The 14,009-nt window shown below is 33.5% G+C and carries 7 protein-coding genes and 3 pseudogenes; 6 read left to right on the top strand and 4 right to left on the bottom strand.

What is annotated here, in order from left to right:
- Positions 1-90: 90 nt before the first annotated feature.
- Entirely contained in the window at positions 91-1,527 is a 1,437-nt protein-coding gene (locus ABID56_RS07720) for a hypothetical protein (protein WP_354220049.1), read from the top strand.
- Positions 1,517-2,080 (top strand): hypothetical protein, encoded by a 564-nt coding sequence (locus ABID56_RS07715; RefSeq protein ID WP_354220048.1) that lies wholly within the window; start codon positions 1,517-1,519, stop codon positions 2,078-2,080. Before ABID56_RS07720 ends, ABID56_RS07715 begins: the two co-directional genes overlap by 11 nt.
- Positions 2,081-2,091: 11 nt before the next feature.
- On the opposite strand, the gene dcm is transcribed toward ABID56_RS07715, so the two are convergent.
- Positions 2,092-5,394, bottom strand: coding sequence for a DNA (cytosine-5-)-methyltransferase (gene dcm, locus ABID56_RS07710; RefSeq protein WP_354220047.1), 3,303 nt, complete (start codon positions 5,392-5,394; stop codon positions 2,092-2,094).
- A gap of 315 nt (positions 5,395-5,709) precedes the next feature.
- On the opposite strand from dcm, the pseudogene ABID56_RS07705 reads away from it, so the two are divergent.
- Together ABID56_RS07705 and ltrA are read left to right on the top strand one after the other, a co-directional pair.
- A pseudogene (locus ABID56_RS07705) lies at positions 5,710-6,633 on the top strand (IS30 family transposase).
- 604 nt (positions 6,634-7,237) lie between these two features.
- Positions 7,238-8,503, top strand: a pseudogene (ltrA, locus tag ABID56_RS07700) (group II intron reverse transcriptase/maturase).
- A 250-nt stretch (positions 8,504-8,753) separates the two neighbouring features.
- On the opposite strand, the gene ABID56_RS07695 reads toward ltrA, so the two are convergent.
- On the bottom strand, positions 8,754-11,021 hold the full coding sequence (locus ABID56_RS07695) for an AAA family ATPase (protein ID WP_354220046.1): 2,268 nt from the start codon (positions 11,019-11,021) through the stop codon (positions 8,754-8,756).
- A 72-nt stretch (positions 11,022-11,093) separates the two neighbouring features.
- Positions 11,094-11,693: a TetR/AcrR family transcriptional regulator gene (locus tag ABID56_RS07690; RefSeq protein ID WP_354220045.1), complete on the bottom strand. Its 600-nt coding sequence runs from the start codon at positions 11,691-11,693 to the stop codon at positions 11,094-11,096.
- An 83-nt stretch (positions 11,694-11,776) separates the two neighbouring features.
- Here ABID56_RS07690 and ABID56_RS07685 point away from each other — a divergent pair, with 83 nt between their 5' ends.
- Together ABID56_RS07685 and ABID56_RS07680 are read left to right on the top strand one after the other, a co-directional pair.
- The gene (locus ABID56_RS07685) at positions 11,777-12,256 is read left to right on the top strand and encodes a small multi-drug export protein (RefSeq protein WP_354220044.1); all 480 of its coding nucleotides are present in this window, start codon (positions 11,777-11,779) and stop codon (positions 12,254-12,256) included.
- Positions 12,257-12,545: 289 nt separating this feature from the next.
- Positions 12,546-12,734, top strand: coding sequence for a hypothetical protein (locus tag ABID56_RS07680; RefSeq protein WP_354220043.1), 189 nt, complete (start codon positions 12,546-12,548; stop codon positions 12,732-12,734).
- Between the two features lie 211 nt (positions 12,735-12,945).
- On the opposite strand, the pseudogene ABID56_RS07675 reads toward ABID56_RS07680, so the two are convergent.
- Positions 12,946-13,995, bottom strand: a pseudogene (locus tag ABID56_RS07675) (zinc-binding dehydrogenase).
- Positions 13,996-14,009: the final 14 nt, after the last annotated feature.

Genomic DNA, 14,009 nt, shown 5'->3' with positions numbered 1-14,009 from the left:
ATAGTAAAACAAAAAGTTACCTTTATTTCAAAAGACTTAAAGATGAAGTCGAATATAATTGAAACATAAAATTTATAAGGAGTGTTGATAATGGAAGAGAAAAATTATTCAGATGAATTTAAAGAGTATACAGAATATATTGTAAATCATTCTAATTATTCCGGTATACCTTTTAAAAGAAAGTCTGATGGGAGTATCGCATGGGTTGCTTCAAATGTATCTAAAATGGGACAAAGAAGAATTGAATGGGCTAAGGATAAAGCTAAAAGTTTAGGTATAGATACAGATAGTAATGGTTGGAAATCGAAAACAATGTATTCATTGCACCCTACTAAGATGACAGTATGTCAAGTTTGTGGCAGAAGACATTCAATTGAATACATTTATTTAAGTAAAAACTTAGCGAAAACCTTGAACAATCATTTCAATAAGCATTTCACAATAATTGATGATTTGTTTCACGTAAAGAAAGAGCTTAACAATAGTGGCTATTCTGAAACTGAAATAATAGAAGTTATTTGGAATAAATTAAAGTTAGATAAGTCCCCTGATAAATTAAGTCTTGTTAGCAATGAGTTTGGAGTTGTATCTAAAAAAGATATCACAAATTACGATGAACTAGTTAAAATCGTTGAATCATTATCACGTAATGGGTTTATAAATTTGACTGGGCCAGGTGCGATGTCAAATTTCCCAGACCGTTTAGATGGATATCATTCTTATAACAGGTGTTGTCGAACTAAAGAGGATACCGGTAGGTCACCAGAGAACCTTAAAACATATAACAAAGATAGAAGAGCGTATGAAAATTGGGTAGATGGAAATATCTATGCTGCTAATAAATTTATGTACAGCAAAACTTTTAATAACACATCTGCAGATCATATTGGACCAATATCCTTAGGTTTTAAGCATGATTCTTTATTGTTGCAAAAAATGAGCAGAGGCGAAAATTCCTCTAAAAGAGATAGGATTAGCAAGAAAGATATAGAGTTGCTGATGTATTTAGAACATAAATATGATATTTCAGTAATTTCTTGGTACTCTAAAAAACTATGGGGTTTCATAAAAGAAAACTATAAAAATATCGATTTGGAACTGATTAGAGTAGCACTTAAAAAAAACGCACATTATTATTTAGAAACACTTCATTTGTTGAAACAGAATGGAATTCAAGATTATTTATATAAAAATTTGTTAAAACCTAAAGAAAAATATTTTAACTATAATTATAAATTTAATGATGATGGTGAAATAATTTTTTGTGAAAATCGGAAGGAGTCAGTGACTTATTATAAAGAAATTAAACGATTCATTGATGTTTCCTTTAAATCCTTAGATGATTATCACGAGAAAAGTAATAGAAATTTAAAATTCGTTATAGGTGAGGAAGAGGAAGCCATTTTAAGTTCATTGATTAGAAGTGCCAAACAGAATGATTACAGCACTGCTGATAATTATTTTGTTAATTTAATGGAATATTTCCAAGAAAAAATTATTGAGGATTTAAGATCAAATGAAAAATAAAATCCAAAATAAGATTCTTTTAAATCTGAAGGATTTGATTGATTCATTCAATAATGATGCGTATAACTCATCTCAAAATGAACTGATAAATAGTTTCCAAAGAAATATTATTGTATATAATGATAATGGAAGTACTGTTAATCCAAGAACTATTTATGATATATATAATGAAACAAGAACAAATTTAAGATTAGATACTTTATTTAAAATCGCATATTCGTATAACTATAACTTAAGTGAATTTTTATATGAAAACTTTAATCATGATAAAATTTTTATTACTAGACCCTCATTATGTATGAATGAAAGTAACAAATTTAAAATGGTACAGATACTAAAGGCATTATTAGAAAGCTCACTGTGTGACAGCTTAATAAATATAGGCAATGAATTAGAAATGAGTAATGTAAAAAATTTCGCCTCGAAAAATAATTTATTGACACTAAACTCAGTGGTGACTTTACTTGTTGAAAAAAATTTACCTGAACTTGAGATTCAATCTTTTTTTCGTAGCCTTCATAATGAATGGGAGAAAGTTATTGAAGAATGCTAAGACGATACATTCTAATTCGTCTTAGCATCCATACTTTTTAAGTTTATTAAATCTTCAAAGCTAATAATTTTTTTCATATACAGTTGGTAGAGCGATAAGTATTGTTTGTCATATAAATCTCCAATTGCTTCCCACGAAGTAATTGGATTCAGGTGGTTTTCTTTTAATAAGTCAAAATTATCTCCTACATTTGTTGTATTAAATACCCCACTAGGAATATAATTTGCACCTGTATAAATATCTTCTCTAATTCCTATTATTAAGACCCTTTTTCTCTTTTGTGGGGCTCCATAATTTGCTGCATTTACCTTTGCACCTTCTGTTTTATAACCCATTTCGTTAAAAAGATCTATTATACTATTGTAAGTTTTTCCGTTATTTATTGTTAATAATCCTTCTACATTTTCCATTAAGATAACTTTTGGTTTAAAGTAATTAACGAATGTGATAAATTCTCTGAAAAGTAAGTTTCTAGGATCATCTATAATTCTTTTACCAGCATGTGAATAACCTTGACATGGAGGTCCTCCACAAATCAAATCGATTTTTTTATTAGTATCAAATATTTTTTGTTTTGTGCTTTCTTCAGATATATCTCCAGTAATAACTTTAGTATTTGGATGATTTACTTTATAAGTTTTACAAGCCATTTCTGAGTTGTCATTGGCTACAGAAATGTTTATTCCTGATTGCTGTAGTCCCAAACTTAGCCCACCTGCGCCTGCAAATAAATCAATGGCGTTATTAATGTCAAACTGTTCCTTAAGATGTTTACCTATATTGTAGGCTAATACAGGGGGGACAGCATTGCCAACTTGCTTCAATATTGAGGTTTTTGAACCTAGAAATATAAAATCATCAGGAAAAGATTGTAAGCGAGCGGCTTCTCTTATTGTAATTACTCTATCTTCATATGGATGAACATAAGTACCGTTTCCTGGTCTATTAAAATAAGTTGATATAGTATAACTTGGTTTATCAGGGTCAATCCTTCCATATAAAGTTGTCCGACCGCCACTATTATAAATATTCATCAAACGTTTAGATTTCTTCATAGTATTGTACGGAATAAATTTCCAATTACCACCCGGAGGAACATTTTTAATCATTTCTAGGTCCAGTTCGCTTAATTTAAAGTGTGTATGGTTAAGAACAGATTTATTATATAGTTCATGAAATAGGGTTAATATATTCAATATAAATTCAGTATTATCTGCAGTTTCTGCTAATTGATTTGCTTCATTTTCATTCACAGCTTGACTGGATCCAATAATAGCTTTTATTTTATTCTTTTGTTCATGGTTTAGAACACTGTTATTTGTTGTTTGAATTCTACTTATAGCTTCATTAATAATTAATTCACTTTCAAAATGTGATAATACTCTTTTTATATAATCAATAGGTTCATTTTCATCTACCAGGATTTTCATTACTTCTTGGATTTCTAAGTTGAATAATCTAAAAACAACATAATCTAAATAAGACCAATCATCTTCTTCATTATTTACAACTTTTTGTACTAACTTATCAATTTCATAAAACTTAGCTTTTTCGATCTCATTCAAATTAATCATTAGGTCATCTAATTCATAATTATTAATATGATTGTTTGTACTAGTTGACTTAAATCTCCAATTCATAATGCTGGAGTTTAGAATGCCTAAAAGAGTATAAAGGGTTATATAATCTGGTTTATTTTCTTTTAATGAAATATAATTACAAGAATTTGCTAAAGAATGATTTTTGGGTACATAACTAAATTTTAATCTATGTTTGGTATTTGAATTTACAATTTGTTGACATGCAATTCTATCCTGATTATCTGCATATAGTTTCCTTGAATTATAATTTTGTTTTATATCTAATATATCAACACTTTCTGTGATTTTCTTTTCATTTAATTTAAAACTGTTTATAGCATTTCCTCTTACCAGAGGAGTTTCATTGTCATTATATGGTTTGAAATAATCTTTAAATTTACTTACATCAAGTTCGCCTCTATAGTTAAGTATATAATCTATATCTTTGATCTTTGTATATTTAGACATTTTCTTCAATATGTTCCATGATTTTCTATCTAATGAAAAAATAAATTGATGTTCTGATAATTCTCTTATGGTGTTTATATCAATTTCAATGGCTTTGTTAGATTTTAATTTATGATTATCGCTGATATCTCGATATAATTTTATTTTATCTGTTTGGCCTTCTTTACTAATAGAAATAATCATAAAACTCTGAGAAACATCTACAAAGAAATTATTATTCTCAGGAATTAGGTATATATGATTTATTTTAAAATTATTTAGAAGCCATTTCCGTAATCTAGTGCATGTTTTGTCTGATAGAGGATTTGAGGGTACTAATAAACCTATTTCAGAATCTTTCTTTGTGTAATTTTTAACTATTTCCTCCATAAATATTTTGTATAAATTCAAGGTGCCTTCTAATGAATAATGTAAATTCTCAAACTTCTTCATTCTGCTTACTATTTTTGTATTTATTTCCTTATGTTTATTATACATATGTTCATTTTCTAAATACTTATCTTTTTCGATTTTAAATAATTTATATGGTGGGTTGGTAAAGACTATATCGAATTTTTCTTTTATATTAAAAGCTTGTTCTATTTTTATTGGTTTTATATCCTCATCTAAATTTCTATATACCAATCCTGTATTACATATGTTGTTTATTCCCCAAATACTATATAAGTTTATTGAATGGAAGTAATAAGTGTATATGCTAAACATAAACTCAAACAATTCCAGTGCTTCATTGTCATTATCTGCAACATAGATATTACTAATAATTTGTTTAAAATCTTCTTTGCTTAAATCTCTTAATTCATTGATACTTTGTAAATAAGCAAATATGAATACACCTGTTCCAACACATGGCTCCAATACTTTCTTGTCATAAATATCTTTGTAATTATTGGTCTTATTAATAATATCTCCGGTTATTTTTTTTGCAATATTGAAGTCAGTATAGTATATCCCATTAAATTTTCTTTCATTAAACTTAACACTTTTATTAGTCAAATAATTACTAATGTTAGAATATTCTTTTTGTATTTCATAAATCTGTCCTATTAGCAATATAATCAATATAACTTCATCATCTTTGTTTAAATTATGATCCTTAATATATTGTCGAATTAGCGGTGTGTTAGAATCATGATTGGATTGCTGATTAGTAGTTGAATATACTTTTAAAAGTTCTTTTAATTCATTTATAATTACACTAAATTCATTGGTCTTTCTTGAATAATCGTTTATTAATAGTTTAGAAAGTTCATGTGTGTTATTCATTCACTACTCACCTCGGGCTGGATATTTCAACTCGTATATTATTCGAACGTCTGTTCCATTATATTATAAAAAATTCATAAATTCAATAAATGTACTTATACATTAATAATATAAGGATATTGCATCGGGTATAAAGGTCTAAATTTATTACTAAATAAATAACTTCATATTTATAAACGTGTAACAGAATTTATTAATTGCTTGCTTTTATATGACGAATTGTAATATTAAGTGCAACATCTAAAATAAGCAGCTCATAACAGTTTCGTGTAAAATGTAGATAACCACATCAAACATATACACGGAGGTCCTGTTATGAGCTACCAACATCTTACCACATTTGAGCGAGCACGGATAGAAACAATGATTGATCAAGGGTTATCATTAAGGCAAATTGGCAAGAAATTAAAGAGAGCAGCTTCGACAATTTCACGTGTCTTAAACGTAATGCCATCGGTGATATGTATTACCTTGAACAAGTACGAGATCACTATCAAAAGCGTCGTTTAAACTGTGGTGGACCGGTTAAATGGTCACAAAACCTTGCCGACCGCATTCATGCCAAACTTAGTCGCCCGAACAAGTCGTTTATGGTGAATTAAAAGGCGACATCAGTTTCAAAACGATCTATCGTTGGTTGTATCAAGGGTGGTTACACCTCAAATGCTTCGTCAAAAAGGCAAAAGACAAAAAACTCGCGAAACAAGAGGACGATTTAATATCGGAACATCCATTAAACATCGCCCTAAAGAGGTCCGAAAACGAAAAACATTTGGTCACTGGGAATTAGATAGTGTTGTTTCTAGCCGGGGTCACAGTAAAAGGTGCCTAGCTACCTTTGTCGAACGATAGACAAGGTGGTATATCGCGATTAAAACACCTTATCGGTCCGCGCATTCCATGGAATGCGCCATCCATCAGCCTTATAACCAGTTGCCATACGGTGTTAAAACAGCTACAGTCGCTCACGGGTAAGGAATTTGCGTGTTACCACAATATCGAACGAGAAACGGCTATTCGAGTCTATTTCGCAGACCCCTATGCATCTTGGCAGCGTGGTAGTAATGAAAATGCCAATGGCTTGATAAGTGAGTTTTCCCTAAGAAAACGGATTTAGCTAAGATTGATGATTCAGATTTAGCAAAAGCTCTAGACTTAATCAATCTTAGACCAAGAAAGTGTTTGAACTGGAAATCGACACACGAAGCTTTTCAAGAAGAACTGTTGCACTTAAATTGACAAACTGTCATCATAAGAGCGAAGGTTTAATAAACCTTCGCTCTTTAAATGTGCCCAGCATGGGTGCAATCTATAGGGTGAAAGTCCCGAATCACGAAGGCAGTAGTAGTGATTAGCTTAACGCAAGGGTGTCTGGGGTGACCCAGAATCTGAAGGAAGCGAGCGGCAAACCTCCGATCTGAGGAACACGAATTTCATATAAGGCTAGGTATCATTGGATGAACTTGCATAACAAAGCGAAGTCCTTACTGCCGAAGGTGATACAGAGTAAATGAAGCAGATACCTGGAGGTAAAGATTGTACTCTTACCTGGGGAGGTCTGACGAACACGTTAAGTACACTTGACAACCCATTCTGTGAAGGATGGCTGAATCGTCAGAAGTCAGCATAGGTCATAGTACTACACTAGCTTAAGATAGTGTAGGAAGGACTGAATCTTTAAGAAAGAGCGACACTTATGGAGGCTTGTCTCACCATGATACAGATAACCGTTAAGGCACAGCTGAAGGAGGAAACGGTGAATCCCGTGGGGGACTTCAGAGTGGTGGAGTGAGCAAGGAAGAAATAAGACGTACGCAGGCTCGCGTAGGAAAGGAAGATACCTTTGATTGAAGCGATTCTATCCCGTGACAACTTACTAACCGCACTAAAGCGAGTAGAAAGCAATAAAGGAAGCCATGGTGTAGAAAAAAATGCCCGTACAAACCCTACGGCAACAGATTTACAGCTACTGGCCTATCATCAAAGAAGAACTGAGACAGGGAACCTATAACCCGAACCTTGTCCGTCGAGTCGAAATCCCGAAATCCCGAAATCCGACGGCGGGAAACGGTTATAAGGCATACCAACGGTGATGGATCGCTTCATTCAACAAGCTATTGCCCAAGAGTTAACCAGGGTTTTCGACCCAGGTTTCTCAACATTCAGCTACGGATTCCGTCCAAATAAACAAGGCCATGAAGCCGTTAGACAAGCACAAGCATATATAAAAGATGGGCATAGATGGGTTGTCGATGTTGATTTAGAGAAATTCTTTGACACGGTTAACCATGATAAACTCATGGGAGTTCTAGCGAAGAAAGTTAAAGACAAGACCGTCTTAAAACTCATCAATAAATACCTGAAAGCAGGCGTTATGATTCACGGTGTCTCCACTAAGAGTCAAGTAGGGACACCACAAGGTGGTCCTCTAAGCCCAATTCTAGCCAACATCCTTTTGGATGAATTGGATAAAGAACTTGAAACAAGAGGACACAAATTTGTCCGATATGCGGATGATTTCCAAATCTATGTGAAATCCCGTAAAGCTGGACAAAGAGTGATGACTAACATAACGACTTTCCTTGAAAAGACGATGAAGTTGAAAGTGAATAGAGAGAAATCAGCGGTCGATAGACCATGGAAACGTAAATTTCTAGGATTTAGTTTTACTCTAGAAAAGCAAACACGTACTCGAATTCATAAGGACAGTATCAAACGTTTTAAGTCAAAAGTGAGAGAATTAACTTCGCGGAAATCCTCCATTCCAATGGACAGAAGGATTGAACGACTGAATAAATTTCTCAATGGATGGCTTGGATACTACGCCTTGGCAGATACCAAGAGTATATTTAAAGAACTTGATGAATGGATACGCAGAAGGCTTCGAATGTGCAGGTGGAAAGAATGGAAATTGTCGAAGACAAGAGTGAAGAACCTTAAAGGACTAGGAGTCAATCCGTCAAAAGCATATGAATGGGGCAACACGAGAAAAGGCTATTGGCGAATAGCCCATAGTCCAATCTTACACAAAAGCCTAGGCAACTCATACTGGAGTAACCTAGGCTTAACAAGCTTGTATGGTAGATACCAAACAATACGTCAATCTTAAAGAAACCGCCGTATACGGAACCGTACGTACGGTGGTGTGAGAGGTCGGAGGTTAATCACCTCCTCCTACTCGATTATTGATTAAATAGTAATAGTAATAAACAAATATGGAGTCCTAATAGAGGATTCAATTTTAAGTTTTGATGAGCTGTTGTATTTTACCACCATCAATCTTTGATACTTTTGTTTGTAAACTATTCATTTGCATTACACATCACATCACAAGGTTTTAAGAAATTACAATTAAAGCATTATGTAATAATACTAATTAATGAATCGAAGTGGACTCTATCATTTCTTAACATATTAATTAATTCATCAACTGTATCTGGTAAAATCATTAGTAATTCATCATGCTTAGTCAAATTATCAACTGAAGTGAAATGTGATAGATGATGCAAAATTTTAAGTTGGTTCTGCTCGATACCTAATTGCTTTAACCTTTCGTCTACTCCACCTTCAGCTCCGGGCAGCTTTATAAGTGTATATATTTCTAAAAATCGTCTTATAGCATTTGGTAGAAGAATCAGATTTTCATCGTTTGCATCAAAATCATTATTATAATATTTGTAAATAATGCTGAAAAGGTAAACATACTCCGATCTGTTTCTCTGTAGATGTTTGGGCATATCTTGAATGGTTGAATTATTGTCGTCTATTTTTTTAATAAAAAAATGGTTACTTTTGTTTTTGCCAATTCTTTTTGAATCTTTTAAAAATGAGTAGAAATCAAAATTATGAGTAGAAATAAAAAGTTGTTTAAAACAATTAACATATTCATTAGGATCTTCTGGATTTTCTCCTTGTCGAAAGAAAAATCCATTGATAATAGAGTACACTTGGGCGATATGGTTACTATCTAGACTGGAAATTGGGTCATCTATAAATATGATAGTTTCTTTTAATCTATCCTCTTTGTGAAGACTTTCTAACGAAACTAAAAAATAAGCGAAAGAAATAGCTGTTTTCTCACCTTCACTTAAATTGATGGCAACACTCTCATTTCGTTTAAGTTGGAATTTATCATTAGCGGTTACTTCTATATTAATTTTATTATCATTTAAAAAAAGTGCTATATATTTGTTTAAAATATCTTTTCCTGCCACAACACTCTTTAATTTTCGTTCAAGAACAGCATTCCTCTCAATTAATTTATTTTTTAAACAATTGTACTTTTGGATATATCTACTAGCTCGTTTTTTTTCTTTTTCTTTATTAAAGAAGTCCTCATTAAGCAAGAATTCTTGAACAAAATGTTTTTTTAACCTTTCTTGAGCATAGTGCTGTTCACTGGAAAAGTTACTAACAAAATTATTATGCTCTTTTATAATATTGTTAGTATTAGTTATCCATTCTTCCAACTGTTCTTTATTGGTAAAGTCATATTCTGTGGTTTCAATTGGCTTGAATAATTTTTCTTTTTCTTTTCTATCAAGATCTTCAATAAAAAGCTTGAGTAAGTTTATATAGTTCTGTTTAATATTTTCAAACTGAATTAATTGTTGTTCAAATTGATTTTGAAATTCTTCTGCGAAATCATTTTTACTTTTAGGAATATTTAAATTACTAATTTGTTTAATTTCCTCATTTATATCTTTTCTGCATTTTTCAATACTTTCTCTTAACAATCCAGATTCATTGGAAAAATAGTTGTTCAGCTCATCAAGTCTGGCAGATGTAATCTCATTTCCACAATAAGCACATTCAGTAAGTTCTTCTGCTTCATGAATTTTTTGTCCATGTTTAGCCCATTCATACAATTCTTTATTTTTTTCCAAAATGTCAATGATCTGGTTTTTATTAGGCTCGCGCCTTAACAATTCTTTAACTGATAAATATATTTGGTTTATTTTGTTTGTATCTAGATAAATTTCATCTAATAAGGATTTATTATTTATTGCAATTGAAGTGTCTTTCAATTTATTTACTTTTTCATCTGGTAGTTTATAACATTTACCATTTTCTTTTATTTGATTAATTGTTTGCTTAAAATGTCTTTTATTAAATTCTATTTGATTGTTTAAAATATCTTTTCTTATTCGTTTAGCCTCATAACTGAATTTTGTGTTTTCAAACTCGAAAAATGCGTCAACTATTGGTTGAAAATTTTTTATTCTTTCATCAATTTCATAAATTTTATTAGTATTACTTTTCATTTCATCTCTAACTTTAACATTTTCGCCAACATCAAATTCAATTCCGTTTGCATCTTCGTTAGTATCCCATTTAAGATTTTCTTTTATATATTCTGTATTGAAGACTTGTACTTGTATATGCGACTGGTCAATATTTGAATTTGATATTATGTCATTCTCATTAATTAATACTTTAAATTCTCCATCAGTGTGATTTTCATGTAATTCTTTATTCTTTAATGATGAAAAGATCCTTGATAATGTTGTTTTACCACTATAATTCCAACCATATATAATATTTTTTTCATTGAAATCATTTGCGTTGGTCCAATTAAAGTCTTTGAAAATCCCGAAATTTTTAATTGCATTTATCTTTTTAATCATATATTCAATCACTCCTAATGTTTCAAGTTTATCAAATTGGTTGAAACAATAAGTTTTATTATTAACACTTTCTTATTTTGTGAATAATTTTAGATATCTTAGAATTTCAGTATTAATTCCTACTTCATCATCCAACTCATCATACATCACCGTTTCAAATACTAACCCATGGATAAAGATCGTTAATGTGTTTGCGGCTTCATCGATTGATTCGTCCTCACTTAAGTACCCATTTTCACTCAGCATGGTCACAATCTCTTTCGCAAAGCTGTAGTTGACTTCGCGGGATTTGTTTTTGGCTTCATGGTAGTCGGGGTTCATGGTGGCCATGATGGAGAATTTCATCCAGATATCGTTTTCCATGCGTTCTTCTTCGGTGCTGGCTTGGACGATTTGTTTAATCATGCGGACGGCGTTGTCGAAGACGCTTTCGTCGTTATGGTGTTCGATTTCGTCCATGCGGGCTTTGAACCGACTGTAAATCTCCTCGATTGCATCAATATAAATATCGCCTTGTTTCGGGAAGAAGTGCTGGACAGATCCAAGTGATAGGCCAGCTTCTTTGGCTATTTCTCGTAGTGTTGCTTTCTCGAAGCCAGAGCGGTGTACGATGCGGAACATCGCTTCAATAATATGGTCTTTACGTTCGGTGTGGTCGATTTTTTTCGGCATTGAAAAAACGCTCCTTGCTTTTATAAGTCAGTTGTATTATAATGAATTTAGGTCAGTTGACTTAAATAAAAGGCGGTGATGATATGGAAAATGTAATCCTTCAAGTGTTGTTTGTGTTCTTTGTCAGTATGGTGCCGTTTTTGGAAGTGGCTTTAACCGTCCCAATGGGGATTATCGTTTTTGATTTTTCGCCACTTGTCACGCTCACAATTGCCGTACTCGGGAACGCGGTCAGTGTGCTAATATTCATCTTGTTCGGATCAACCATTAAAGCTGGTTTCCACAAACTGAAACAAAAATGGCGGAAACGTGAAACGACTTCGGCTGCAGTTAATCCTAAGATAAAAGCAACTTTCGAACGTTACGGTGCACTCGGCGTTTGTTTCGTTTCATCACTCTTGTTCAGCAGCCAAGTTGGCGCAAGTACCGTTGCAACATTTGGCATATCTAAACGCAAAATATTCGTCTGGACGAATCTCGGCATGATGACCTTAGCCGTCACTATGGCAACATTATCCGTCTTTGCTGAAGAATTCGTCGTAACCATCGTCAACTTATCATAAATTATAGAAGAAAAGTGGATGGAAAACAATGTTCGCCCATGCGAAAAACGCTCAGAGCGAGTTAATGAGACTCATTTTCTTAGAGAAAATGGCAAAACACGTAAATAAAAAACTAATATCAGTGACCTGATAGGGGGCTATACCTTCTCAGGTCTTTTTTTGTTGAATTTTTTAATTTTCATTGCATTTTTTTAGCAATCTTCATTACAATTATGATGAGATAGAAATCGAGAATGGAAAAATTGGAAAATAAAGTTGTGCAAAAGATTTTTAAAAGGGGGGATTGTAGATGATGGGATTAATGCAAATGGTCGCCGTTTATTTGATGCCAATACTTTGTTTCGCATTCGTTCTAAATACTGTGTTTCTAGCGGAGAAAATCAAAAACGGTGATGAAGATAAGGATAAAAATACATTTTGGGTTGCCATTACATTTACGCTCATTGTGTATTCTTTCGTGAGTCTATTGATCATGTAACACATTAAGCTAACCTAGGGGTATTAGTTGAAGAAACATCGTCATGACTATCATTTAAATCATATTACAAACGAGATACAAAATGCGCCCCATTTGTAATATGATTTTTGGATTGTTCTATGCAAAGATTCAACATGAAATAATCGTTGTAATATAAACTTCTCTCCAAAGTAACGGAACTCTTTAAGAGTGAGGTTTGAGCATTTTTATATTATAAAGTTTTGTCGTCAGGCAGTAAGACGACTTTGCCAAGCTTGCCTGATTCTTTAAAATACTGCTGGGCTTCTTGCGCTTTCTCTAATGGAAACGTTCGATCGATCACGGGTTTGATTTGTCCGTCTGAAATCGCATGAAGCATCCGCTGGTATTCGTCTCTTGTCCCTAAGACAGAACCGTACATCGTGATATGGTTTAAATATAACGTCCGAAAATCGAGGTTCGTCGTCTGACCGCCAGCTGATCCTGATATACAGAACTTTCCGCCTTTCTTAAGCGCTCCGAGCGACGCCGAAAACAGCGGATCCCCCACGACATCTAATACCGAATCAATCGGCCCGCCATTGATATCTATGATGTCATCGACCAGTTGATCGGATTGATAAGACAGGACGTGTGTTGCCCCCAATCGCTTCATCTCATCGGCTAAATCTAAATCTCGTACGATCGCTATCACGTTAGCTGAGAAGACGTTTGCGGCAATTTGGACGTTTAGAGAGCCAACGCCACCATTAGCACCTGTCACCATAATCGTTTCCCCAGGTTGAATGTCGAGTTGTTCGTTCATATGCCACGCCGTTAAACCACTGACTGTAAAGACCGCGTTTTCCGTATAGTCAGGGAGTGGCATGTCAAAACATAACTCAGCTGGCCAGACGACGTATTCTGCATACCCACCATCATACTCTGAGCCGATGAATGCCATATCGTCGGCGATATGTTCAGTTCCATCACTCCCACTTGATGTAAACGGGAAGAGGACGACATCGTTACCCATCATGGACGGGTCGACTGAATTGCCCACATCGACGATGGTTCCCGCAATATCAGACCCTGGAACTCGAGGGAATTGCACGCCTTCTGGTCACCACCCCGATGCTGAACCAGTCCCGTAAGCCCCTTCACGCATCCAAATTTCTGTATTATTGATCGCACAGGCCTTCACTTGCACTAACACCTCATGTGCTTTCGGTGACGGCACATCTTTCGTGACGGTTTGTAATTGATCGATGCCGCCATATCCTGTCACTTGTACTGCTCGCATCCCTTAACGCCTCC

Origin of the sequence: Alkalibacillus flavidus (genome assembly GCF_040545925.1) — a bacterium.
GTDB classification, from domain to species: Bacteria; Bacillota; Bacilli; order Bacillales; family Alkalibacillaceae; genus Alkalibacillus; species Alkalibacillus flavidus.
Note: the sequence above shows the minus strand (reverse complement) of the source record. Positions and strands in the feature narration are given on the sequence as shown.

Coding starts and splice junctions, on each gene's coding strand:
- ABID56_RS07720 (WP_354220049.1), top strand. CDS start 91: ATGGAAGAGAAAAATTATTCAGATGAATTTAAAGAGTATACAGAATAT.
- ABID56_RS07715 (WP_354220048.1), top strand. CDS start 1,517: ATGAAAAATAAAATCCAAAATAAGATTCTTTTAAATCTGAAGGATTTG.
- dcm (WP_354220047.1), bottom strand. CDS start 5,394: ATGAATAACACACATGAACTTTCTAAACTATTAATAAACGATTATTCA.
- ABID56_RS07695 (WP_354220046.1), bottom strand. CDS start 11,021: ATGATTAAAAAGATAAATGCAATTAAAAATTTCGGGATTTTCAAAGAC.
- ABID56_RS07690 (WP_354220045.1), bottom strand. CDS start 11,693: ATGCCGAAAAAAATCGACCACACCGAACGTAAAGACCATATTATTGAA.
- ABID56_RS07685 (WP_354220044.1), top strand. CDS start 11,777: ATGGAAAATGTAATCCTTCAAGTGTTGTTTGTGTTCTTTGTCAGTATG.
- ABID56_RS07680 (WP_354220043.1), top strand. CDS start 12,546: ATGATGGGATTAATGCAAATGGTCGCCGTTTATTTGATGCCAATACTT.